Here is a 25,099-nt window from a genome sequence, read left to right as displayed (position 1 = left end):
ATTATACTTTTCTACCGTATTTTCTTATTAGTCTATTTAGGCTTTTTAGGCTGTTGCGGATATTTAGTATAAACGCACCGAGGTCTATTGCATTGTCATTTTGAACCGACTCGTAAATTTTAACAAGAGGTGTTACGTGTAAATTTACGGCAGGTTCTTTTAGTATGGAGATTATCTTTGCTACATGCGTCGTGTCGTGCGACATCAAGGCGTTATGCAAAGCTATGCTGTTTTTATTTATCCCTTTTACCAAGACATTTAGGTATGAGGCGAATTCTTCATGGCTGATGTTTAGAAATTTGCTCGTTCTTTCAAACCAAGTATCATCAAGCATGGTGTTTGAAATTTTACTTTGTTCGTTCATGCTTAGGTATCTAAAAACAGGAAGTCTAAGTGCAGGAAGTTCGTCGTCGTATGTTGTATTAGCAACCGGAAGTAAGTCCTCGTCTAAAAGTAAAACAACCTCATACATACTCTCGCCGCTAGCAAGGCTTAGCTGTAAAACCTTGGCGGTTGCTTCTATTTTTTTATTGTCTTTGGTGCGTAAAGTAATTGCTTTTGTGCTTTTTGGGGACTTTAGGATATCTTGAACAAAGCTTAAGTTGTCTTCTTTTTTATAGTTTTCACAAATATCGTCAAGATCGCTGTTTCTAGCCATAAAGTCATCAAAACTGTCGTAATGTAAAATTCTAAGGCTTTTATCGCCCATGCCGAAAATTTTATAAGAACTATCATAGAGTATCACAAGCTTCCTTTATGTTTCGGATTGCCTAAGGCTGTCGATCTTTCTCGCAACGCTTTTATTTGTAACGTTTGCTATTTCGTCCAAATTTGCCGTATAGATTTTATCGAAACTTCCATAAAAATTTAATAACTTCACAATCTGTCCCGCCGAAATCCCGGCTTGTGCGAGTTTTGAGTTTTGCATGTCTTGTTTTTGTTTTGTTTTACGGTGGAAATTTATAACAAAACGGTGGCTTTCATCGCGTAGCTTTTGGAAAAATTGTAGTTTTTTATCATCTGTGCCAAGGCTAAATTTGCCTTTTAATGTATAAATTTTATCTTTTGCCGAGCCTTTTGCGCGGTATGCTTTTGCGTCTATTTTTTCTTTTGAAATGGCGATAACGTCGATATTTGTCCCACTACTTGCTAAAATTTCGCAAGCTAGATTAAGTATAGCCTCTCCGCCGTCAAGCACCCAAAGATCGGGCGGGGAAAGTTTGTCAAATCTAAGCGCTCGAGCACTTAGGCTCTCTTTCATCTGGTCGTAGTCGTTTTTAGCACTTAAATGCATGTGGCGGTAGTTTTGTTTTGTCCATTCACCGTTTTCATAACGCACCATAGCACCAACTGTTGCCTCTCCAAATAAATGTGAGTTATCAAAAGCTTCGATAACATAAGGTGTCGTGCTAAGTTCAAAGTAGTTTGCGATCTCTTCAAGTAGCTCGCTTTGTGTTGTTTTAAGATATTTTTCTATGCTTATGTGGGCATTTTTGGCGGCGATCTCGCAAATTTTACGTTTTTCGCCGATTTTTGGCGTTTGTATGCTAAATTTCCTAGTAGAGTGCCTCTCGTTTAAAATTTTCTCAACCAGCGCTGCATCTTCAAATTCATCAAGGGTATAAATTTTAGTGCTTATAAATGGTTGATCAGGCGCGAAGCTTTCAAGGATAATGTGTTTATAAGCTTCGTTTATCGTGCTTTCATCGCTATCTTTTGCATTTGCGATAGATGTTTTTACTCCGTTTATCTTACCGTTTTGAACACTAAATCTAATCGCACAAAGCAAAGAGTGCGAAGCAACTACTGCGTAAGCTTCAAAGTCTTCAAGCTTGGCAAGATCGACTTCGACTTTTATCTGCATGTTTTTTAGCGTCTCTATCTGATCTCTAACAGCTGCGGCTTGTTCGTAGTTTTGGGTTTGCGCATAGCTTAACATGACTTTTGATAGGCGCTCAATGAGCAAATTTGGATTTTGCAAAGCATGCATGGCTTCCTTTACGATTAAAGCATAGTCGCTTGCTGAAATTTTAGCCTCGCAAGGTGCTTTACAGCGACCCAGTTGATAAAACAAACACGCCTTTTTGCTTTTAAGGCATGACTTTTTTTGCACAAGAGCAAAATTTAAGTAAATAGCGTCAAGTAGTTCTCTAGCTCCACTGAAATATGGTCCAAAATAGCGTATATTTGAACCTTTTACTATCTTTCGTGTTATCTCAAACCTAGGAAAATCATCATTTAAATTTATAAATATATAAGGGTAAGTCTTGTCGTCTCTTAACAAGATGTTATATTTTGGCTTAAGTTGCTTGATAAAGGAGTTTTCAAGGATTAATGCGTCAGCTTCGCTTGACGTTACGATGTATTCAAGGTGGACGGTTTCGCTTAACATCTTATGTATGCGCGGGCTTACTTTTGGGCTTGGCAAAAGTCCGTTAGAAAAGCTAAAGTAGCTTCTGACACGATTTTTCAAAATTTTAGCCTTGCCTACGTATAAAAGGCGGTTTGCACTATCAAAATACTGATAGACGCCAGGTTCGTTTGGTAGAGTTTTTATCTCGTCAATTAGCATTAAATTTATCGTTTCTAGCTTGCAAAATAGCTCTTATCTCTTCAAATTTGGCGTGTATTTTTTCATCTTTGGCTAAATTTGCAAATTTTCCTTTGCTTTTTGGGCATAAAATTTTTAACTCGTTTTGTGTTGGCTGCAAAAATCTAAGACTTTTTGTAACAAAAAATTTTATATCCTCTACTGAGCCTAAGTTGCTCTCTTTTTTGATGCTTGAATGCGCTTTTAATAAGCCTTTTATCATATTTATACTACTATCTCGCCTAAGTTCTTGCAGGGCTAGAGGATGTTTAAGAGCAAAGTAAAGTGTGGTGTGTTTTAGGTAGCAAAAGGCTATTAAACTTTGATACGTTTTACTCATAAGCAAGACTAGCTCTCTGCAGTCATTGGCTTTGTGTAAATTTTTATATAGAGGATTTTTATAGATATGTTCAATCAAATTTTTAGCATCTTTCATAAGACGATTTTATCATTTTTTATTTTAAGTTTCCTAATGGGGTGCGGTTACAAGGCGGATCCGTTTTATGGAGATAAGCCTGTGAAAGAGAGCAAAACTCAAACCTTTAAATAAAATTTAAATAAATTTTATGTAGTTTTAAGTAAAATACATCGTTTTTAAAACCAAAAATAGGAGAAATTTATGAAAATTCTTTCATTAATGTTGCTGATGCTTTGTTCGCTATTTGCAAGCGGTGCAGAGTCAGCCGGTGCGGAGCACATCGACCTTAGCACGACATGGGTCGGAATACTTTGCTTAATTATATTCGTCGTCGGTTATTATTTTATCGCCGCCGAGGAAAAATACCACGTAAATAAAGCAAAACCCGCGCTTTTTATAGGTACGTTTATGTTTATGCTAATTGGCATCTACATGGTTATCCATGGCATGGATGTCCATCCGTTAAATAACGAAGTAAATCACCTTATCTTAGAGATCGCGCAGATTGTATTTTTCTTAACAGTTGCGATGACTTATATAGAAGCACTTATCGACAGAGACGTATTTAATACCCTTAAATACAACCTTGTTTCAAAAGGTTACACGTATAAAAAATTATTTTGGCTAACAGGTGTTATTGCATTTTTCTTAAGCCCGGTTGCCGATAACCTAACTACTGCGCTTATCCTTTCAACTGTTCTTTTGACGATAGATAGAACCAATAAGCCATTTTTGGTTGCAGGCGCTATAAATATCGTTGTAGCGGCTAATGCCGGCGGTGCTTGGAGCCCGTTTGGCGATATTACTACGCTTATGGTTTGGGCTGCAGGTAAAGCTCCTTTTGTGGATTTCTTGTTTTTATTTCCGGCTTCTATCATCGGTTGGCTTGTTACCGCTCTTTTGCTTGTTAAGAGCGTTCCGGAAGGAAGCCCGCACTTTGACCCTGAGAACGAGCCTAAATTTTCAATTAAAAAGGGTGGTAAAGTTATCATATATCTTGGTGTGTTTACGATAGTTTCGGCGGTTCTTGGACACCAGCTTTTCCATCTTCCTGCGATGTTTGGCATGATGTTTGGTATGTCACTTTTAGGAATTTACACATACATCTTTAAGAAAGTAAATAAAACCGAAGAGCCTATAAGCTTATTTCACTTTATGTCAAAGATAGAAAATGATACGTTGATATTTTTCTTTGGTATCCTTTCAGCCGTCGGCGCGCTTCACTTCCTTGGTTTCTTGGATTATCTTATCAAACTTTATGATGTATTCGGTCTTAGCGCGATCAACATCGCGGTCGGTTTCGTTTCGGCTATCGTTGATAATGTTCCGGTAATGTCTGCAGTTCTTAAATCAAACCCTAGTATGGGTCTAGATCAGTGGTTGCTTGTTACGTTAACAGCAGGTATCGGTGGCTCTATGATAAGCTTTGGATCTGCTGCCGGTGTAGGCGTAATGGGAAAACTAAAAGGCATTTACACATTTGGCGCACATATGAGCCAGGCATGGAAAATAGTTGTCGGATATGTTGTTTCGATCGCTATTTGGTATGTCCAGTTTGAAATTTTAGGGATTTATTAATGAAAACATCTGACATTATTGTTTTGGATTTTGGCTCGCAGTATACTCAGCTAATCGCTCGTCGTTTAAGAGAGCAGGGTGTTTATACGGAAATTTTACCGTTTAACGCCAAGCTTGACGATATAAAGGCAAAAGAGCCAAAAGGTATAATATTAAGTGGAGGTCCTGCAAGTGTATATGCGGCCGATGCTTATTTTTGCGATGAGGGAGTTTTTAGCTTAGGTCTTCCGATACTTGGAATTTGCTACGGCATGCAACTTCTAGCTCATAACTTCGGAGCAAAGGTTGCTGCGGCAAATAAAAAAGAGTATGGTAAGGCAGAGCTAAATGTAGTAAAAGAGCATGTTTTGTTTGCCGATACTCCAAATTCTCAAATAGCATGGATGAGCCACTCTGATATAGTTGAAAATTTACCGCAAGGGTTTGAGCCTTTGGCGACTAGCGAAAATTCACCGTTTTGTGTGTTTGGCGATGATGTGCGTAAATTTTATGCCATGCAGTTTCACCCGGAGGTCCAGCACAGCGAGTTTGGCTCTCAAATTTTAAAGAATTTTGCTAAGCATATTTGTGGTTGTGAAAGCACTTGGAATATGGGAAGCTTTGCTAAAATGCAAATGGAGCGTATAAAGGCTAAAGTAGGCGATGACAAGGTACTTTGTGCAGTTAGCGGTGGTGTTGATAGCTCTGTCGTAGCGGCACTTTTGGCACATTGTATAAAAGATAATTTAATAGTTGTTTTTGTTGATAACGGTCTACTTCGCACAAATGAGCGTGAGCAAGTTGAGGCTACATTTAGAACTCGTCTAGGCGTTGATTTGATAGTTATTGATGCGAGTGAAATGTTTTTAAGTCGTTTAGCAGGAGTTACCGATCCTGAGAAGAAACGTAAAATAATCGGCGAGACGTTTATCGAGGTGTTTGACGCTGAAGCCAAAAAGCACACAAATGTAAAATACCTAGCACAAGGCACACTTTACACCGACATCATCGAGAGTTCGGTTGTTGGTACTAGTAAAACGATAAAAAGTCATCATAATGTCGGTGGTTTGCCTGACTGGATGAAATTTGAGCTTATCGAGCCGTTACGTGAAATTTTTAAAGATGAGGTTAGACAGCTTGGCCTTGAGCTAGGACTTTCTCGCGATCTTGTCTTCCGTCATCCGTTCCCGGGACCAGGACTTGCTATACGCATAATGGGTGAAGTAAATGTGCCTAGCTTGGAGCTTCTTCGTAAAGCCGATGTGATACTTCGCGATGAGCTAAAAAGCACAGGCTGGTATAACAAAACATGGCAAGCATTTTGCGTGCTTTTAAATGTAAATTCCGTAGGCGTAATGGGTGATAACCGCACTTATGAAAACGCTGTTTGTATCCGTGTGGTAGATGCTAGTGATGGCATGACGGCAAGCTTTTCAAGACTTCCTTATGACCTGCTTGAAAATGTATCACGTCGTATAATTAACGAGGTTGAGGGAATAAACCGCGTAGTTTATGATATAAGCTCAAAACCACCTGCAACGATCGAGTGGGAATAAGCTATTATTAAATAAAAAGCATTTAAGCAACTAGGGTTAAATTGTGTTATTTGTAAAAATAATACAGTGCAATCCTGGTTGTTTTAAAATAAAATATAAAATTACATAAATTTATTAAAAATTTTAAAAGTGGTTTTTAGTGGCATGTGCTATTGATGCAAGCCATCGTTAAAACCAATGCCATAAACAAAATTATACATCGAATGTTTAAAAATATATAATTGATGAAAATCTATTTTCTATAACCCATTGCAAAAAAGACAAATATTAAGATAAGATTGTAATAACAAGTCAAATAAGTAATTGTAATCTTTAAACAAAGGAAAGATTGTGGATAATAAAATTTATTACGGTGAGTATTCATTAAAGCATTGGATAAATTTAATTTTAAAAAGAAATATTATTTTGCCAGAATACCAGAGATATTTTGTTTGGAAACAAGAAAAAACAAAAGAACTTATAAAAGCTTTTAAAGAAAAACAATTTATTCCGCCTATAACGATAGGAAGTTTTGAAGAAGATGGAAAAAATGTTAATTTAATTTTGGATGGACAGCAACGCCTAACAAGTATATTGCTGGCATATCTTGGATTGTTTCCCGACAAAAAATCTTTTGCTAGCAAGGAGCAAATTGGCTTTGCGGACGAAGATGATAATCCTATAGACGAAGGGCTTATGGATAATATTTTAGAGTGGAATTTTAATAGTCTTGTCAAAAAAGGAAGAGAGAAGAACGAAATTAAAAATAATATAATTGACGGTAATTATGCAAATATAGATTATGAGGTTGATGATGATTTTTTTAATAATAATTTCTTAGGTTTTTCATATCTAGTTCCTAATACAAACGACCAAAAACAACAACAAAATTTTTATTCCAAAGTATTTAGAAATATAAATATGCAGGGTGAAACATTATTGCCTCAAGAAAGTAGATCTGCGTTGTATTACTTAAACAAAGATTTGACAAAATATTTTAAGCCTGAATTTGTCAACAAAATATTTGTCAATGATGCCAAGATGGATTTTGTAAGATATCTTGCCTTGTTGTCTCAATATCAAAAAAATGGCAGTCAAGATGGTCTAGCTAAAGGATTTGCTAGAAAAATGGAAAAATATTATGAAGAGTATATTTATTCTTTAGTGGGAGAAAATACGTCTAATTTATTTGTGTCATATTATGATATTTTTAAAGATACAAATCATGAATTTGCATTTAATAGTATAGAAAAAACTTTATCTGAGCTTGGTTTATTTGCAAAATATGAATCAATTATTGATATGGACGTTAAGTTGTTTGGGTTGATCTATTTTATTATGTTTAAAAAATTTAAAATAGAACTTGAAAAGAAAGATGAGTTGCTTGGCGAGTTAAATCAAGAAATTTCAAAGTTTAAAAATGTGTATTTACATAAAAAAAATCCAAGCGCAATTAAATATCTTAAATCAAGGATCGGCAGTTCCATAGAGATATACAGCAAATATGCTATAAGGGATGTAACATATGAGCAAGCATGATGATTTTATTTTAACATCAATGTCGGTTGTTTTAAAAGAGACTATTATTGCCAGTTCAGGTATAGGCGCAGGTGTGGAAACATACCCGCTATGCGACTATATAATGCAGTCTACTTTTCTAAAAATGACAGGTTATCAAGAACAAAAAATGAAATGCGTAATATGGGAAATCGCAACCAACGACTTTGAATTTAGAAGAGATTTCTTAAGTAATAAATTTCAACTAGGAGAGTGCTCAACATATAAGGCAAAGAATGATATATACAAATCACTATGTAAGCAAATAAAAGATTTAAATCTTTTTGATAATGCAGATATTAAAAAAAGAGTAAAAGAGGGTTCGTTTCAATTTGTAAAGAGCGTTTTTGAAAATACAAATTTAGCAATATGGGACCAATGCTCTTTTGAAAATTTTTCTAAAAGTGATATTATAAAAGAAAATCAATATTTAAACAATAAAAATAATTTAGTGGAAAATATAATTCAAAATAAATACGAGTTGTTATACAGTCAAAGAAACAGAATCGCACACAATACACTATCTTACCAGCAAAATTTACCAGATTTGACTGTGCTGAAGAATCAAGATGAGCATGCAAGAAATTATTTTTTATGGTTTTCTATTTTATTATTGATCGATAATATTTTTATTGAATTATATAAAATTTATCAAAAGGAATTAGAAGAAAGAATTTGGTAAAAATGATATAAATTTGAGCCAATATAAAGAAAATAATCATTAATATTTTATATACTCCCTTAACCCTTGACCTACATCTATAAAAACATTTTTAAATCATACTATAATTATCCGAAATAAATAAAAAGGATAAAAATGGCAAAAATTTATAATTTCACCAATGATATCTTGATGGAGCATGCTAGCATAGTTAGTCAAAGATTATTTATAAATAAAATTTTACACACAGATATCTACGCTCTTGATGAAGGCGAGGAGATCGATAAAGAAAAGCTTTTTTCAGACTGCCTTGCATGGGTAGTGCACGGTGAAATTTTGCTTACCTATGACACTCGGGAAGTTATGCTAAAAACGGGCGAGAGCTGTCTTATAGAAAATGGTGTTTGGCGTAAATTTGTTGCAAAAAAGCAGAGTAAATTGATTTTGATAACTTTTAAGGAGAATGTAATGATAGAGCATTTAGATAAGGCGGCTGTATTTAGCCTAGTCCAAGCGGTAGGATATCAAGATGGCAAGGTGGTAAGTAAAACTCTTGTTAAAAACGATAAAGCAACTGTGACTTTGATGAGTTTTGGTGCAAATACACAACTTTCTACGCATGCAGCACCAGGAGACGCACTTTTGGTTGCGCTTGACGGAGAGCTTGATCTTACCATAGGTGATGAGAAATTTAACATAAAAGAGGGCGATAGTATCGTGATGCCCGGTAAAGTTCCACATGGACTAAAGGTGATGGATAAATTTAAGATGCTTTTGATCGTTACAAGGGATTAAAATAAATTTGAGGTAAAATACATTTTGTGATTATCTTAAAGGGGAAAAGTATGAGTCTAAAAGAAAGTATCGCAAGCTACATAAAAGATAAATTTGATATAAAGGGCGAAAGGGTGTTTGAAAAATACCCTAAAATAAATGTTTTTAGACATAAGGACAACCAAAAATGGTTTGCTATCATACTATCGGCAGATGCTAAAAGTCTTGATTTTAGCGATGAGGCAAGGCAGAAATTTAAAGGCGAAGTCGAACTTTTAAATTTAAAGTGCGATCCATCTCTTGCTTATCTTTTGCACGATCAAATTCGTATAATCCCGGCGTATCATATGAGTAAAAAGCACTGGGTAAGCATAAATTTAAACAGCGATATCTCAAAAGAACAAGTTTTTGACCTCATAGACGAGAGCTTTACATTAAGCGCTAAAAAGAGCAAGCGAAGTGAAAAGCGCTAGTTATACTCATCCTTTTGAGCCGATTTTCGATAAAAATTCGCAAATTTTAATACTCGGCTCATTTCCGTCAGTTATCTCACGTGAGGCCGGATTTTATTATTCACATCCTCAAAATCGCTTTTATAAAGTTCTTGCTTCACTTTTTAACGAGCAAATTCCAAAAGAGACAAATGGCAAGATAGAGTTTTTGCTAAAACATAAGATCGCCCTTTATGACGCCGCTTTGATGTGCGAGATAAAGGGTTCAAGTGACGCTGATATGAGGCGGATAATTCCTGTAAATTTAAGGCCGATTTTTGATACGGCAAAGATCAGGCAAGTTTATGCAAACGGCGGTAAAGCTTATGAAATTTGCAACAAATTTTTAAAAGACGAAATTTTACAAGCAACGGGCAAAAACGTCACGCCTCTTCCTTCGACAAGCCCTAGAAATGCCAAATTTAGCCTCGAAAGACTTATAAAAGAGTATGCGGTTATACTAAATAAGTGAAATCCAAATTTCATTTAAATTTAGTTTGAAATAGTATAATCGCCCCTTTAAAATTTGAGGAAATCATGAAACGCAAACATAATTCAAAAATATTTTTATTGCTCTTTTTGGGTGCACTTTCCGCATTTGGACCATTTGTCATCGACCTTTATCTTCCAGCACTTCCGTCTATCTCGCATTGGTTTAACGTCTCAACCTCGCTTACGCAACTCACCCTTACCACAAGTATGGCAGGACTTGCGATCGGACAGTTGTTAATCGGCCCTATAAGTGATAAATTCGGACGAAAACTGCCTCTTACGATATCGCTTATCATCTATACTATAAGCACGATTTGTATATTTTTTACCGCAAGTATCGAGATGTTTATCTTTATGAGGGTTATCCAAGGACTCTCAAGTGCGGGCAGCGTAGTTATCGCTCGTGCGGTAGTAGGTGATCTTTACAGCGGTCATGAGATGACTAAATTTTTCTCACTCATGATGGTTATAAATTCGCTAGCACCCATTCTTTCTCCTATCGGCGGATCGTTTCTGCTTAAAGTTACAGACTGGCGCGGGATTTTTGTCGTGCTTAGCGTGATAGGTATTGTGCTTTTTGTCGCAAATTTTAACTTCAAAGAGAGCCTTGCTTCGCATTGTCGCATGAGTGTACCGTTGCTTGAGACATACGGTATTTATAAAAAGATAATACTTTATAAAAAATTTATGCTTTTTGTTGCGATTTTAACATTTGCGCTTGGCGGAATGTTTGCGTATATCGCTTCAAGTGCGTTTATACTACAAGAGGTATTTGGTCTTAGTGAAGTTGAGTATGCACTTTGTTTTGGTGCAAACGGCTTTGCTTTAAGCGTTGGTGCCGGTATCTCAAGCAAGCTTAAAGAAAGGCGCTCTCTTTATGTCGGAGTTATAGGACTTTTTGTTTCATGCGTGTATCTTAGCGTGGTTTTTGGGTTAAGACTTGATGTTTGGTTTGTGGTGTCTTGCTTTTTTGTCCAGATGTTTTTTACGGGCTTTTTACTGCCGACATCTTCGGCACTTGCGATGAATTGTGGCAGAGAGTATGCGGGCTCGGCATCTGCTATGCTTGGTTTTTGCCCGTTTTTCCTAGGTGGTATAGTTTCGCCACTTGTTGGGCTTGGAGATATATTTGTCAGCACGACTATAGTGATATGCTTGTGTTTTTTAGGTGTGCTTATATCGTTCGTGATGGTAAATAAATTTGGATATTTAAAGGCAAGATAGCTAAATTTATAGAAATTTAAATAAATACGTTAAAATTAGCCGACAAAAGGATGAAAATGATCTATCTAGTCGGTTCTGATTTAAAATTTGAAGGTGTTAAAACACTTGTTTTAAACGAAATTTCTTTTTTAAAATTTGATGTAAATTTAAATAATTACGACGCTCTTATTATAACTTCAAAAAACAGCATAAATGCTTTAAAATTTAATGAAATTTTACCAGTTGAAAATTTGCAAATTTACTCCATAGGTAAGGCGACAAGTAAGGCCGCGATGGAGTTTGGCTTTAATAAAATTTATACTGCCAAAAATGCTCACGGAAATGAATTTGCGCATGAAATTTTGCCGTTTTTGGCTGCAAAAAAAGTTGTTTTTTTAAGAGCCAAAACCACCGCTTCAAATATCTTTGAAATTTTAAAAAACGATGGCGTTAGCATAGATCAGATCATAGCTTATGAAAATTTATACAAGCCGTTAAGGGATGAGCAGAGACCGCCAAACGGTAGCGTGATAATCTTTACCGCTCCATCTGCTGTTATAAATTTTATCAAAAATTTTGGCTTTGACGAGAGTTATAAGGCGGTTGCTATCGGCAAAACTACCGCAAACGAGCTTAAATTTGCTAAAAATTTAAAAATATCACAGCTTCAAAGCGTAAATGAATGTATTAATATAGCCAAAACGTTAGTTTAAGTAAATTTTTTATATAATTTCTAAGCCTGAGTGAAGCGAGTAAGCATTTTAACGGGGTCCAACACTATTGTATTAGCGAAGATGTATGGTTGTCTTGTGATGTGGCTTCGTTTGAGCACATTGGGTGCGAGAAGTTGCAACCGTTTGTCAGTCATCTATTTGCAAGATTGGCTTGATTTTGGGCCACTCTTTTATGCGACGCTCACTCGGGTTTTTAAAACGGAGAAGACATGAAAATCCTTATCATTGGCAACGGTGGCAGAGAATACGCCATCGGTTTAAAACTACAAAGTGAAACAAATGTTGAAAAGATCTATTTTGCTCCCGGTAACGGCGCAACTACAAAAATCGGCGAAAATATCTTAATGTCTGATTTTGAACAACTGGCCAAATTTGCCATAGATAATGCCATAGACCTCACCATAGTAGGGCCTGAAGCTCCGCTTAGTGCCGGCGTAGTAGATGTGTTTAAAGCACATGGGCTGGCTGTATTTGGACCAAGTAGGGCCGCGGCTAGACTTGAGGGTAGTAAGGCATATATGAAGGACTTTTTGGCTAAAAATAATATAAAAACCGCGCAGTACCTAAACACGGACAACAAGGAAGAGGCATTTAAATTTATAGACACATTAGGGCTTCCTGTTGTCATTAAGGCTGATGGACTATGTGCGGGTAAAGGCGTTATTATCGCTCAAACCCACAATGAGGCAAAAGATGCAGTTAGTGATATGCTTAGCGGAGATAGCTTTGGCGATGCTGGAAAACGAGTTGTCGTCGAGGAGTATTTGGACGGATTTGAATTAAGCTTTTTTGCTATTTGCGATGGAAAAAATTTTGTAAGCTTGCCTGTAGCTCAAGATCATAAGCGTCTTCTTGATAACGACAAAGGTCCAAATACCGGCGGAATGGGTGCATATGCCCCAAGTCCATTGGCTGGTGCAAATTTGATAAAACGTCTTGAGGATGAGGTTGTAAAACCGACTTTAAAAGGTATGCAAAATGAGGGCGCGCCTTTTTGCGGAGTGCTCTTTGTAGGTGTTATGGTGGTTGGCGATGAGCCTTATGTGCTTGAATTTAATGTGAGATTTGGCGATCCTGAGTGCGAAGTGTTAATGCCTTTAATAGACGGAAACTTGAGTGAAATTTTACTAAATGCGGCAAATGGTAAGCTTGAAGCGGTTAAGCTAAAAGCACAATGTGCTGTCGGTGTTGTGATATCAAGCGAAAATTACCCTTATAAAAATTCACCAAAAGCAAAGATAAGCGTTAAGCAAATTCCTGAAAATTCACATTTAGTTTATGCAGGAGTTAGTGAAAAAGATGGTGAAATTTATGCTAGCGGTGGACGTGTTTTGGTCTGTGTAGGTCTTGGAGATAGTATAAAAAATGCGCAAGAAAGAGCATATGAACTTTGTAAAAATGTAGAATTTAAAGGCATGCAATACCGCAAAGATATAGCTTGGCAGGCTCTTAGATGAGCACAGATACGATAACCCAAAAGCTTGAACGAGAAAATATCTCTTTGGCAAGTTTTACAAGACGAATTTATGCGTTTTGCATAGATGAGGTGCTTATAAGCATTTTGTTTATGGTGATTTACTGGGATAAATTTGCGCAAGTGACTACATATGAAGAGACGGTTTTATTGGCCTCGGCGCTTGTCTTTCAGATGGTGGTTTTAAAGATAATATACCAGACATTTTTTACTTGGTATTATGGTGCCAGTATCGGTAAAATCATGATGAAAATAATTTGCATAGATGTTGATGTCCTTGATAAGCCAAATTTGGCGGCTAGTCTTTCAAGGGCGGCTATGAGAGTGTTTGGCGAGATGTCTTTTTATCTTGGATTTGTATGGGCATTTGGCAACTCGGCTCGTCAAACATGGCATGATAAGTTAGCAAAGACGGTCGTAGTAAATGTTGCGTAAAGTTTTACCGCTTACATTAGCTTGCTGCTTAAATTCTTTTGCCGATATCCAAAATGTCCAGCTTTTAGCCGATAACGTAAGCCAAGAAGCCGGTGTAATAACTGCCAAAAAAAACGTTGTTGTCTACTCTCAAACATACCTTGTTACGGCTGACCGTGCTATTTATGATCAAAATAATTCCATAATAGAACTCTTTGGCAATGTAAACATGATGAAAGGTGCTGGAGAAATTTCACGCTCAAGTTATGCAAAGATAAATCTAAAAAACAACGAAAGTAGTTTTGAAGCGCTTTTTATGATGGATAAAGAGATGGAAGTCTGGATGAAGAGCGACGAAAGTAGCTCTGATGATGAGTATTACCGCACAAAAAGAGCTTTAGTATCAAGTTGTAATGTGCAAGATCCGGACTGGAGTATATCTTCAAGCTCTGCCATGTTAAATAAAGAAAGCAAATTTTTGCATATGTTTAACCCGGTTTTTACCGTCGATCTACCATTTGTCGGCGATACTCCGGTGTTTTACCTTCCGTATTTTGGATTTCCAACAGATACTACTAGAAGAACTGGACTTTTGCCGCCTGATATGGGATATAGTGCAGGCGAGGGGGTTTATTTTAAACAGCCTGTTTATTTTGCCCCGTATAACGAGTGGGACTTGCAACTTGACCCGCAAATACGCACCAAAAGAGGTGCCGGACTTTATGGCTCGTTTAGGTTTGTTGATTCGCCTGATTCAAGAGGAGAGTTTAGCTTTGGAGCCTTTAGAGACCGTGAGAGTTACCGCGAAAGAGAGGCAAATAAAAACACAAAAGAGCTAAGTCTAAAAAACAAAACTCACAAAGGTATTAGCTTTGAGTATGAGCGCGATAAGCTTGTAAAATACCTAACTGACGCACCTTTACAAGAGGGTTTGTGGATAAATGCTACTGATTTAAATGACATAGACTATTTAAATTTAAAGGGAAGAGAAGACGACTTTGACTCGTTGGTGACTTCTAAATTTAACTATTTTATAGCAAATGAAAAGCACTTTTTGGGAGCTTACGCGAAGTATTATATAGATACTGAAAAAGTAGGTAGCAGATATGAAAACAAAACCACCCTTCAAGAGCTACCAAGTCTTCAGTATCATAAATTTACCGACACTTTAGTGTTGCCAAATTTGCTTTACTCTGTTGATGTTCAGTCGCATAGATACGACCGTCATATCGGTGTAACGGCGACTCAGTATGAATTAAATGTTCCTGTTTCATTTCACTTGCCGGTATTTGACGAAGCTGCGACATTTTCTTTTTATGAAAATTTCTATGCAAGCCGTATAGATTATAATAGAAAAGCAATCTCTGCGATTGATTTAAGCGAGGACAAGAGCGATATTTATGTAAATAATTATCACAGACTAGCGCTTCACACAGACCTTGCTAAGCCTTATGATGACTTCTTTCATGCTATAAATTTTGGTGTCGAGTATATCAAAAAGGGCTACAATAGGGGTGATCTAAGTGATGAGTATATTTACTCGGATACCGTATATGCAGGGCTTAAAAACCAATACGAAAATTTCTTAGCACAAGAAAAAACAAAAGATGAATTTTTAGCATATGCGACTCAGTATTTTTACAACTCAGAAGGCAGAAAAATTATAAGGCATACCATTTCTCAAGGATACTATACCGGCGAAGACGAGTATGGAAATTTAAAAAATACCATCGCACTATATCCGAATAAAAATTTATCTTTTTACAACAAGCTTGAGTATTCTCACGTAGATAATGATTTTAAAAAGCTTCAAAGCGGAGCAAGATACTCAAATGATAGATTTGGTGCGAGCATTATGCATACTATGTTAAAAAAAGGAAATTCTGATAAAGACAGCTATTTAACTAGCTCTACATCTATAAATTTACCTCGTCAGTATAAAATAACAGGCACTTGGCAATATGACCTTGAGCGGGATTATACGAAGACATGGAGTGTTGGCGTGCTACATCATAGAAAATGTTGGAACTACGGTCTTATATACAAAAAAGACATAGAGCCTGTAACTACAACCGATGGTTCAGCCACAAGAAAAGTAAACGGCTTTTTATTCACTGTAAATTTTTACCCTATGGGCGGTATTAATTATGATTTCTCAGTAGAGTCTGACCCTAGCACCGGAAGCAACTAATGGCTGAAAATATAGATAAATTTAAAGACCAGCTCGATGCGGCGGCGAAACTACTTGAAATTTTGCCAAAAAAGGAGCTTGTCGACAGAAAGACCATAATGGTTTGTATGTCGCTTGATTCTGTTTTACTGACGGATTTTATATGCAAAGGTCTGGGGCTTAGCTACGAGATGCTGTTTAGCGAACAGATATTTGCGCCAAATAACCCGGAGTGTAGCATAGGCATAGTAAGCGAAACCGAAGATATCGTTTTAGATGATGCCTTGATAAGAGCTTTTAATATAAGTTATGACTTTGTATACGGCGAAGCACATAGAAAATACGAAGAGAAAATTTTAAAAAACGTATACAAGTATAGAAAAGGAAATTTACTTGGCAAGCTAAAAGATAGAAATATCTTGCTTATAGATGAAGGCTGCGAAACAGGGCTTACCGCATCAGTTTGCATAAAGACTTTAATGGGCTTAAAAGTAAAATCAATCGCGTATGCCACACCCGTCATAGCAACCGATGTGGCTGCTAGCTTAAATGATTTAGTAGATGAAATTTATATGATAAATAAAATAGCCGACTTTATAGATGTGGATAGTTATTATGCTAAAAAGATAGCCGTAACAAGTGAAAGTATAATGTCTATTTTAGAAGAGAGTCCTTACTATTTACCGTTACAAAAACAACAAGGAGAGAAAAATAATGCAATATAGTATAGAAGTAAATAATCAGGTTGAAATTTTTGACCTAAATAAAGTTGCAAAACAAGCAGCTGGGGCGGTTTTACTACGTGTTAAAAACACGGTTGTCTTGGCTACGGTAGCTAGGGAAGATACGCAAGTTAGCGAGGACTTTTTACCGCTTACCGTCCAATATATAGAAAAAGCTTACGCCGCAGGAAGGATACCTGGTGGTTATGTAAAGCGTGAAACTAAGCCGGGTGATTTTGAAACATTAACAGCGCGTATTATTGACCGCTCTTTAAGACCACTTTTTCCTAAAGGCTACGCCTATCCTACACAAATAGTTGTTATGGTGCTATCTGCAGATCCAGAGGTTGATTTGCAAGTTGTAGGACTTAATGCGGCTTCGGTTGCACTTTATCTAAGTGATATACCGGTTAATCGTCCTGTTTGCGGTGTTAGGGTTGGATATATAGATGATGAATTTGTCATAAATCCAAGCAATTCTAAATTAAAAGAGAGCGCGCTTGATCTTTACGTAGCCGGTACAAAAGATGAGCTTTTGATGATAGAGATGAGAAGCCTCCCTCAACAAAGCGCACAGATAATACCTATCGCGGCTATTGATCCGATAATGAGTCCTAGCCTTGAAGATAACATTATCGACAAACAAAGCATGAATGAATTTAGTGAAGATAAAATGGTCGAGGCGATAGACTTTGCGGCTAAGGCGATACTTCGCGCGAGCAATGCCTACGAAGAGGCATTTAAAGAACATAAAAAAGATGACGCAGTCCTTGAGCTAAAACCTGAAATAGAAAATGAAAACATAGCTGTTTATATCGATAAATTTTATAAAAACGATGTTAAAAATGCTATCAACCAAATGGCAAAAAGCGAGCGTGCAAGCGAGCTTACAAAGATAGCCAAGCAAATTTTAAGCGACGAAATAGCCCAGCAAGAAGGATGGGAAGAGGGCGTTATCTCAAATGTTCTTGGTAAATTTAAGAAAAAAATCGTCCGCGAACAAATCATCAACGAAGGAATTCGTGCTGACGGCAGAAGACTTGACGAGGTTCGTCCAATAAGCATTGAAACAAATGTCCTGCCAAATGCACATGGCTCATGTTTGTTTACTCGCGGTCAGACACAAGCCTTGGTTGTTGCTACGCTAGGAACTGACAGCGATGCACAGATGTATGATATCTTAACAGAAAAAACAGCTCTTGTAGAAAAATTTATGTTTAACTATAACTTCCCTGGATTTAGCGTTGGCGAAGCAAGCCCTCTTAAGGCACCGGGCAGACGTGAACTAGGACACGGTAACCTTGCAAAACGTGCACTAACTCCAAGCATAGATGTAAATTCTCCATATACAATGCGTGTTGTTTCTGAAATTTTAGAAAGTAACGGCTCAAGCTCTATGGCAAGTGTTTGTGGTGGCTCTTTGGCGCTTCGTGCAGCCGGTGTAGACACGCAAAAGTTGGTTGCGGGAGTTGCGATGGGCCTTGTGTTTGAAGGCGACAAGCATGCTGTTTTAACCGATATTATGGGGCTTGAAGACCATGATGGCGATATGGACTTTAAGGTCGCTGGAAGTCGTGACGGTATAACTGCGCTTCAGATGGATATAAAACTTGGCGGAATTAGCCTTGAAGTTCTTAAAGAGGCGCTTGAACAGGCAAAACGCGGTCGCGAGCATATCTTAAATTTAATGGAAGAAGCAGACAATGCGATCGTTGTTAATGAAGAAATTTTGCCAAAGCTTGAGCTCTTTAGTGTTGATCCGGGTAAGATAGTAGATATCATCGGACAAGCCGGCAAAACCATAAAAGAGATAATCGAACGCTTTGAAGTATCAATTGATCTTGATAGAGAAAAAGGTGAGGTTAAAATAGCCGGTGGCGCTAAGAGAAATGTTGATGCGGCAAAAGATTATATTATAGAAATCACGTCAAAAGATAGCTCAAGAGGTTTTTCTAAGAAACCACATGGACGCGACCGTGATAAAGATAGAGTAAAGCCTACGTTTAATATCGGAGATAAATTTCAAGGTGCTGTAAAAAATGTTGTCGATTTTGGTGTTTTTGTTGAGTTAAAAGATGGTGTAGACGGGCTTTTACATATATCTAAAATAAAAACTCCACTAAAAGTAGGCGATGTTGTAGAGGTTGTAGTTAGCGAACAAAAAGGTAATAAAATTTCGCTATCTTTAGCAGAGTAAAATTTCACAAAGGATCTGATATGAAGTATAAAAAGATTTTATTTCCAATAGGCGCAGGTGATGATATAGAGCAACGCGTTTATGGTGCTTTAAAAGTTACAAAGTGGTTTCATTCACACATGGAGATCATGGCTTGCCAGCTTGATCCTAGCATTGTTTATAACATGAAAATGACGTTAAGAGGCGGAGTTTTGTTTGAGGAATTTTTAAAGTCGGCAAAGGCGGACATGAAAGAAGAACACGAGCAAAATGAAGCGATGTTTAAACGAATTTGCAAAGAGCTTGATATTAAAATCAGTGACAAGTCAATAGATGGCATGTGCACTGCAAATTTCGTAACACATCAAGGAAAGCGTAGCGCGATAGTAGAGCAAGAGTCTAAATTTTGTGATATGGTTGTTGCTGCCGTTCCTTTAAATGGTAAGATAACCGGGACTTTTGAAGCCGCTGTTATAAAAAGTGGCAAAAACGTGATAGCTATACCAAGAAATTTAAAAGAATTTAGTGCAAATAATATCCTTGTAAGCTGGACGGCTACTCCACAAAGTTCACGTGCGTTAACTAGTTCACTAGATCTTTTAAAACGTGCCCAAAATGTTCATTGCGTAACATCTAAGGCAAGCCTTGGAGAAAATGCGGAGATTAATCTTAAAAAGCTTGAAGAGTATTTTGGTCTTCACGGCATAAAAGCTACTTTTGATGTCGTAGATACAACTTCTATACCGGGCGAAGCTCTTCTTAAGGTGGCAAATGAAGCAAATGCCGACCTTATAGTAGCCGGAAGACACGGAGAAAATGGCTTAATGGAAATGGTACTTGGCGGAACATCAAGATTTTTCCTAGAGCATACAAATATCCCTGTATTTATGTAATCCACGCAAAACGGCACTCTTGCCGTTTTGTCCTCTTTTATAAAATTTTATAAATCACAAAGTCAATAAATATTTTTAACAGTTGAGCCTAATTATATAAGATATGTAAGACGGTTTAAATTTAAGTGTATGGTGCGATCAGCGAGACTCGAACTCGCACACCTACTGGCACTACCCCCTCAAGATAGCGTGTCTACCAATTCCACCATGATCGCAAAAATAATTTTTAAGAAAGAACAAAAGCCCCAAGAATGGGGCTAAATTTAACGTCTAGCGCTTAGCCAAGCATTGGGTTTGCGTAAAGAACGATAAGTGTAATAACAAGTGCGTAAATAACTTGTGCTTCGATCATCGCAAGTGCGATAAACATTGTGGTCATAAGTTTTGAACCTACGCCAGGGTTTCTAGCTGTACCGCTAATAGTTGCTGCAGCTGTGTTACCCATACCGATAGCGCCGCCAAGAGCAGCAAGACCAAGACCGATACCGGCTGCGATAACAGAATAAGATCTAACCATCTCGCCGTCTGCGCCAAATGCAAAACCAGCAAGAGCTAACATTAAAAATACGACTTTTTTCATCGTAACTCCTTGTGAAATTTTTAAAAGCTTTCGGATCTGTCCCCTACTTGACTTTTGAAGTCGTATGATACAAAAATAAAGCTTTGATTTTCTTAAAGTTTTATGCTGTGTTTCAAATAAAAACATAAGCTTTTTAAAACAGTGTAAAATTTCTTAAAGTTATTCAAAAATAAAAGTTTTTTTATGATTTTTATGGTATCGTTTGATTTATTTAAAAAAAATTTAAAATAGGCTACAAATGTTAAATGATAAGTTTTCAAAAATAGGATTTGTTTTGGCGATGGCAGGCTCTGCCGTAGGACTTGGTAATGCTTGGAAATTTCCAACTATGGTTGGAAATAACGGAGGCTCTGCCTTCATAGTGCTTTATCTGGCTCTTACCTTTGGTGTTGCTTTTGTTGCTTTTTTGGCTGAATTGAGCATAGGAAAATTAGGTGAGACGGATATAGTAAATTCCATGTATAAATTAGCACCAAAACACAAAAAAGCATGGTCACTTACAGGGTTTTTTATGATAACGGCTGTTTTGATAGCTTCGTTTTATATGGTTGTTATCGGCTGGATCCTATACTATATATACATAAGCTTTACTGCGCTTCCTAAAGATGTGTCAGAGGCCGGAGCGATATTTGGCCTGCTTTTAAGCGGCGATGTCTTTAGTGCTTTAATCTGTTTTAGTGTCGTGTTTTTTATTGTATTTTTTGTAGTTTCAAAAGGCATAAAGGGCGGTATAGAAAAGCTAAATATATGGATGATGCCGACACTTTTTGTTTTGCTAGTTTTAATGCTGTTTTATTCGTTCTCAATGGCTGATGGATTTTTAAAAGCGGCTGAATTTTTATTTGTTCCAAATTTTGGTGCTATAACTGCAGATACAGTCTTGATGGCTCTTGGTCTTGCGTTTTTTTCACTATCCATGGGCGTTTGCACTGTTCCTACATACGCTGCAAATCTCTCTGACGGAACAAATTTGGTAAAAGCTACGCTTTCTATCATATTTATAAATATCTTAATCGGTATCATGATGGGGCTTGTCGTGTTTACCTTTGTTTTTGCTTACGGCGGAGACACTACACAGGCTGGACCAGGACTTATCTTTGTATCTTTAACGACTCTTTTTGCAAAGCTTGGAATAGTGGGTAACATCTTATCGGTTGCATTTTTTACATCACTTTTGTTTGCAGGTGTTACAAGTGCGGTTTCCATGATAGAGCCATTTGTCTTTTATCTTGTAAATAAATTTAAAATAACTCGTCTAAATGCTTTGATTTATATCGGTATGGTCGTATACGTCTTGGGTGCATTTTGTATATTTTCTTACTATAAGCCGACATCTGAGAGTTTTACATTTTTAGGTAAACCGATGTTTGACCTTCTTGACTATGCTACTTCAAACGTCTTAATGCCGTTTGGTGCCATTGTATTTAGCTTTTTTGTTGGATTTATGCTTAAAAAAGAGGCTTTACTTACACTTTTTGGATCATTTATGAATGAGAAAGTGTTTGAAATTTGGTATTTTTTACTTCGTTATATTACTCCGCTTGCGATAATTGCTATCATGCTTTATCAAATTTTTGGCAGTTGATATGAGTGAAAAATTTAGCAAAATAGGCTTTATTTTATCTATCGTCGGAGCAGCTATAGGGCTTGGAAATGCGTGGAAATTTCCTTATCTAGTAGGCATAAACGGCGGTTCGGCATTTGTTTTATTATATCTGTTTTTCGCCATTGTCGTTGGGCTTAGTATATTTTTTGCCGAGATGGCTATGGGTAAAATTTCACTTAGCGATACGGTAAATGCATTTAAAAAGCTAGCCCTTTCTCATTCTAAAGAGTGGGGATTTGCCGGCGTTATTATGATCACTGGTTTATTTGTCGCCTCTTTTTATACGCTTATTATCGGTTGGGTCATAAGATATAGCGTCGTTGCGCTTTCAAAGCTACCTGCCGATATTGAGACTTCGACAAATTTGTTTGGAAATTTTATCTCAACTAACGCTTGGGAACAAATTTTGTATTTTTCCATAGCATTTTTTGCTTACTTTTTTATACTTACAAAGGGTATTAAAAGTGGCATAGAGCGTATAAATTTATGGCTTATACCGATACTCTTTGTCCTACTTTTATTAATGCTTGCTTATTCTACAAGCATGAATGGATTTGATAAGGCGGCGGAGTTTTTGCTTGTCCCTGACTTTTCTAAGATAAATTCAGATAGTATTTTTATGGCGCTTGGGCTTGCGTTTTTTACCATGTGCATCGGTATAGGGGCGGTTTTAACATACTCTTCAAGTCTTGATGATAATACAAATTTATTTACCTCTTCTTTATATGTAGTTTTTTTAAATATCATAATCAGCATTATCATCGGTCTGATCGTGTTTACCTTTGTGTTTGAATTTGATGCCCAGCCGTCTCAAGGTGTCGGTCTTGCCTTTATCTCGCTTCCTACACTTTTTGCTAAGCTGGGAGTGCTTGGTAATGTGCTTTGTTTTACGTTTTTTATAACACTTGTCTTTGCGGGACTTACATCTGCCATTTCGATGGTGGAGCCATGCATCTTCTATCTAAATAGAAATTTTGGCTTAAGTCGCGTAAGATCAATTCTTATAGTAGGTAGCGTAGTTTATGTTTTGGGTGTACTTTGTGCGCTTTCAAATATAAACGAGGTTAAGGAGATACTCAAATTTTTTGATAAAAGTTTTTTTGATTGTCTTGATTATCTAAGCTCAAACATCATGCTTCCGCTTGGTGGTATAGTTATATCGATTTTTGTCGGATACTTCATGCAAGTTAATACATTAAAAAAATTATTTGTACCATATATGGGAGAAAGGGTCTTTAAAATTTGGTATTTTCTAGTCCGATACATTGCTCCCGTGTGTGTATTTATAGTTTTAGTGAAAGGAATTTTATAGTGCAAAAAGAACAGTTTAGTAGGATAGGTTATGTTCTTGCGGTGGCAGGCTCTGCCGTAGGACTTGGTGCGATATGGAAATTTCCTTATGTCGTAGGAGAAAATGGTGGCTCAGCCTTTGTTATGCTTTATATTTTGATCTGCTGTTTAGTAGCGATACCGGTTTTTTTAGCAGAATTAAGCATAGGTAAGCTTAGTGAAAGTGATAGTGTAAACGCCTTTAGAAAATTAGCGTTTAAAAACAAAAAATTCTGGGGTTATGTCGGCGGTCTTACTATGGTTACTGCGGCTGTTATCGCTAGTTATTATCTAGTGATTATAGGTTGGGTATTTAAGTATCTTACGCTCTCTTTTACATCTTTGCCTAAAAATATCGAAAGCTCTAAGGATTATTTTCTTGAGTTTTTAACAAAAGATTCGTTGGGGCAGTTTGTATTTTTTGCTTTAGCGTTTGCTACTTGCTTGCTTATCCTTTCTCGCGGTGTTAAAAGCGGTATAGAAAAGATAAGTGTATGGATGATGCCTGCTCTATTTTTGATGCTTTTATTTATGTTATTTTACTCATGCACCATGGATGGATTTATAAAAGCTGCACAGTTTTTACTTGTTCCTGATTTTAGCAAAATAACATTAGCTTCGTTTTTTTCAGCACTTGGACTTGCATTTTTTACTATGTCGTTAGGTATGGCAGTTATTATTACTTACTCGGCTTCACTCTCTGATGATGCAAATTTATTTAGGTCTACAATAAGCGTTGTCGGTATAAATATCCTCATAGCTATCATAGCAGGACTTGTGATATTTACATTTGTATTTGAATTTGATGCAGAACCGTCTCAAGGTGTTGGGCTGGTATTTATGTCGCTTCCTACACTCTTTGCAAATTTAGGCTTTACGGGCAATATTCTTGCGATCATGTTCTTTACGGCGCTTAGTTTTGCGGCACTAACCTCTGCGATATCTATCATTGAACCTTTTGTATTTTTCCTTATACGTGAATTTGATATAAGTCGTGCAAAGTCGCTAGCTATCGTTGGCGGTGGAATTTTTGCTCTTGGTATACTTTGTATATTTGCAAATATCGAAGGAGTTGGTGACAAATACATGGTGTTTGGCAAAGATTTCTTTAGTTTCCTTGATTTTACGGCTGAGAAAATTTTACTTCCGCTTGGTGGTATAGGCGGGGCTATATTTGCCGGATATATTATCAAAAAAGAGGCGCTATATACGTTATTTAGCCCATATATGACTGATTTTATGTTTGATGTTTGGTATATTCTGGTTAGATACGTATCGCCTATTTTCGTGCTAGCTATTATGATAAATATGTTGTTTTTTAGCTGATAGACAAACGGCATCTTTTTGGTTTTAAAGGTGCCGTTTTCTGATTGCTACACTTTTAAATTTTTTGATATATTTTTAGTGTAGACAAACTCTTTTTTAGTTGTTTTTTGATATATTTTTAGAAAATTTGAGATCTTAAAGGAAATTTTTATGCAAGTAAATCTAGTTGCTGAAGGTTTTAGATTTATGATCCTTGGCATGAGTAGTGTATTTTTATTTCTCATGCTAATGGTTCTTGTGCTTAAGGTTCAGGCTAAAATTTTTGAACGCTTTGCAAGTATGCCTGATGTTTTACCACCCCCATCCAAACCAAATCAAACTTCGATAAACAATAACGAGTTGGTGGCAGTCATAGGCGCCGCTATAAATCAATACAAGAAAAACACAAGAAGGTAAA

Annotated in this window: 23 protein-coding genes and 1 tRNA gene; 19 read left to right on the top strand and 5 right to left on the bottom strand. The window is 36.8% G+C overall.

Going from position 1 to position 25,099, the window contains the following annotated elements; translation table 11 throughout:
- Position 1: 1 nt before the first annotated feature.
- Genes CCAL9328_RS01370 through CCAL9328_RS01360 form a run of 3 tightly spaced genes read right to left on the bottom strand, consistent with a single transcriptional unit; the run spans position 2 to position 3,026 of the window.
- On the bottom strand, positions 2–745 hold the full coding sequence (locus CCAL9328_RS01370) for a hypothetical protein (protein ID WP_169936125.1): 744 nt from the start codon (positions 743–745) through the stop codon (positions 2–4).
- A 9-nt stretch (positions 746–754) separates the two neighbouring features.
- On the bottom strand, positions 755–2,572 hold the full coding sequence (uvrC, locus tag CCAL9328_RS01365; protein ID WP_169999835.1) for an excinuclease ABC subunit UvrC: 1,818 nt from the start codon (positions 2,570–2,572) through the stop codon (positions 755–757).
- Positions 2,562–3,026: a hypothetical protein gene (locus tag CCAL9328_RS01360; RefSeq protein ID WP_169936129.1), complete on the bottom strand. Its 465-nt coding sequence runs from the start codon at positions 3,024–3,026 to the stop codon at positions 2,562–2,564. Before CCAL9328_RS01360 ends, uvrC begins: the two co-directional genes overlap by 11 nt.
- 183 nt (positions 3,027–3,209) lie before the next feature.
- Between CCAL9328_RS01360 and nhaD the strand changes: the two genes are divergently transcribed.
- The 15 genes from nhaD (at position 3,210) to CCAL9328_RS01285 (ending at position 19,861) form a co-directional block, all read left to right on the top strand.
- Positions 3,210–4,586: a sodium:proton antiporter NhaD gene (nhaD, locus tag CCAL9328_RS01355; RefSeq protein ID WP_169999834.1), complete on the top strand. Its 1,377-nt coding sequence runs from the start codon at positions 3,210–3,212 to the stop codon at positions 4,584–4,586.
- The gene (gene guaA, locus CCAL9328_RS01350; protein ID WP_169999833.1) at positions 4,586–6,121 is read left to right on the top strand and encodes a glutamine-hydrolyzing GMP synthase; all 1,536 of its coding nucleotides are present in this window, start codon (positions 4,586–4,588) and stop codon (positions 6,119–6,121) included. The genes nhaD and guaA overlap by 1 nt, the downstream gene beginning before the upstream one ends.
- Positions 6,122–6,451: 330 nt before the next feature.
- The gene (locus CCAL9328_RS01345; RefSeq protein WP_169999832.1) at positions 6,452–7,639 is read left to right on the top strand and encodes a GmrSD restriction endonuclease domain-containing protein; all 1,188 of its coding nucleotides are present in this window, start codon (positions 6,452–6,454) and stop codon (positions 7,637–7,639) included.
- Positions 7,626–8,339 carry a hypothetical protein gene (locus CCAL9328_RS01340; RefSeq protein ID WP_169999831.1) on the top strand — a complete coding sequence of 238 codons (714 nt, stop codon included), beginning with the start codon at positions 7,626–7,628 and terminating at the stop codon, positions 8,337–8,339. Before CCAL9328_RS01345 ends, CCAL9328_RS01340 begins: the two co-directional genes overlap by 14 nt.
- Positions 8,340–8,474: 135 nt before the next feature.
- Positions 8,475–9,113 carry a cupin domain-containing protein gene (locus CCAL9328_RS01335; RefSeq protein WP_169999830.1) on the top strand — a complete coding sequence of 213 codons (639 nt, stop codon included), beginning with the start codon at positions 8,475–8,477 and terminating at the stop codon, positions 9,111–9,113.
- A gap of 50 nt (positions 9,114–9,163) precedes the next feature.
- Positions 9,164–9,565: an MmcQ/YjbR family DNA-binding protein gene (locus CCAL9328_RS01330; protein ID WP_169999829.1), complete on the top strand. Its 402-nt coding sequence runs from the start codon at positions 9,164–9,166 to the stop codon at positions 9,563–9,565.
- The gene (locus tag CCAL9328_RS01325; protein ID WP_169999828.1) at positions 9,552–10,055 is read left to right on the top strand and encodes a DNA-deoxyinosine glycosylase; all 504 of its coding nucleotides are present in this window, start codon (positions 9,552–9,554) and stop codon (positions 10,053–10,055) included. Before CCAL9328_RS01330 ends, CCAL9328_RS01325 begins: the two co-directional genes overlap by 14 nt.
- 65 nt (positions 10,056–10,120) lie before the next feature.
- Complete coding sequence (locus CCAL9328_RS01320) at positions 10,121–11,299, top strand: multidrug effflux MFS transporter (RefSeq protein WP_169999827.1); 1,179 nt, start codon at positions 10,121–10,123, stop codon at positions 11,297–11,299.
- Positions 11,300–11,355: 56 nt separating this feature from the next.
- The gene (locus CCAL9328_RS01315; RefSeq protein ID WP_169999826.1) at positions 11,356–11,991 is read left to right on the top strand and encodes a uroporphyrinogen-III synthase; all 636 of its coding nucleotides are present in this window, start codon (positions 11,356–11,358) and stop codon (positions 11,989–11,991) included.
- A gap of 230 nt (positions 11,992–12,221) precedes the next feature.
- On the top strand, positions 12,222–13,469 hold the full coding sequence (purD, locus tag CCAL9328_RS01310; RefSeq protein WP_169999825.1) for a phosphoribosylamine--glycine ligase: 1,248 nt from the start codon (positions 12,222–12,224) through the stop codon (positions 13,467–13,469).
- Positions 13,466–13,921: an RDD family protein gene (locus CCAL9328_RS01305; RefSeq protein WP_169972089.1), complete on the top strand. Its 456-nt coding sequence runs from the start codon at positions 13,466–13,468 to the stop codon at positions 13,919–13,921. The genes purD and CCAL9328_RS01305 overlap by 4 nt, the downstream gene beginning before the upstream one ends.
- Positions 13,911–16,091: an LPS-assembly protein LptD gene (locus CCAL9328_RS01300; protein ID WP_169999824.1), complete on the top strand. Its 2,181-nt coding sequence runs from the start codon at positions 13,911–13,913 to the stop codon at positions 16,089–16,091. Before CCAL9328_RS01305 ends, CCAL9328_RS01300 begins: the two co-directional genes overlap by 11 nt.
- The gene (locus tag CCAL9328_RS01295; RefSeq protein WP_169972087.1) at positions 16,091–16,795 is read left to right on the top strand and encodes a phosphoribosyltransferase family protein; all 705 of its coding nucleotides are present in this window, start codon (positions 16,091–16,093) and stop codon (positions 16,793–16,795) included. The genes CCAL9328_RS01300 and CCAL9328_RS01295 overlap by 1 nt, the downstream gene beginning before the upstream one ends.
- A complete protein-coding gene (locus tag CCAL9328_RS01290) occupies positions 16,785–18,989 on the top strand; it encodes a polyribonucleotide nucleotidyltransferase (protein WP_169999823.1) in 2,205 nt (734 codons plus the stop codon). The genes CCAL9328_RS01295 and CCAL9328_RS01290 overlap by 11 nt, the downstream gene beginning before the upstream one ends.
- 20 nt (positions 18,990–19,009) lie before the next feature.
- Entirely contained in the window at positions 19,010–19,861 is an 852-nt protein-coding gene (locus CCAL9328_RS01285) for a universal stress protein (protein ID WP_169972085.1), read from the top strand.
- Positions 19,862–19,991: 130 nt separating this feature from the next.
- Here CCAL9328_RS01285 and CCAL9328_RS01280 read toward each other — a convergent pair.
- Both CCAL9328_RS01280 and CCAL9328_RS01275 read right to left on the bottom strand, forming a co-directional pair.
- A tRNA-Leu gene (locus CCAL9328_RS01280) sits at positions 19,992–20,076 on the bottom strand.
- A gap of 62 nt (positions 20,077–20,138) precedes the next feature.
- The gene (locus tag CCAL9328_RS01275; RefSeq protein ID WP_169936161.1) at positions 20,139–20,441 is read right to left on the bottom strand and encodes a F0F1 ATP synthase subunit C; all 303 of its coding nucleotides are present in this window, start codon (positions 20,439–20,441) and stop codon (positions 20,139–20,141) included.
- A gap of 238 nt (positions 20,442–20,679) precedes the next feature.
- Between CCAL9328_RS01275 and CCAL9328_RS01270 the strand changes: the two genes are divergently transcribed.
- The 4 genes from CCAL9328_RS01270 (at position 20,680) to CCAL9328_RS01255 (ending at position 25,098) form a co-directional block, all read left to right on the top strand.
- Entirely contained in the window at positions 20,680–22,026 is a 1,347-nt protein-coding gene (locus CCAL9328_RS01270; RefSeq protein ID WP_169999821.1) for a sodium-dependent transporter, read from the top strand.
- Between the two features lies 1 nt (position 22,027).
- Positions 22,028–23,359, top strand: a complete 1,332-nt coding sequence (locus tag CCAL9328_RS01265) for a sodium-dependent transporter (RefSeq protein ID WP_169972083.1) — start codon at positions 22,028–22,030, stop codon at positions 23,357–23,359.
- Positions 23,359–24,702, top strand: a complete 1,344-nt coding sequence (locus CCAL9328_RS01260) for a sodium-dependent transporter (protein ID WP_169936167.1) — start codon at positions 23,359–23,361, stop codon at positions 24,700–24,702. Before CCAL9328_RS01265 ends, CCAL9328_RS01260 begins: the two co-directional genes overlap by 1 nt.
- A 150-nt stretch (positions 24,703–24,852) precedes the next feature.
- Positions 24,853–25,098: an OadG family transporter subunit gene (locus CCAL9328_RS01255; RefSeq protein ID WP_169936169.1), complete on the top strand. Its 246-nt coding sequence runs from the start codon at positions 24,853–24,855 to the stop codon at positions 25,096–25,098.
- Position 25,099 lies beyond the last annotated feature (1 nt).

Source organism: Campylobacter sp. RM9328 (assembly GCF_012978615.1).
Note: the sequence above shows the minus strand (reverse complement) of the source record. Positions and strands in the feature narration are given on the sequence as shown.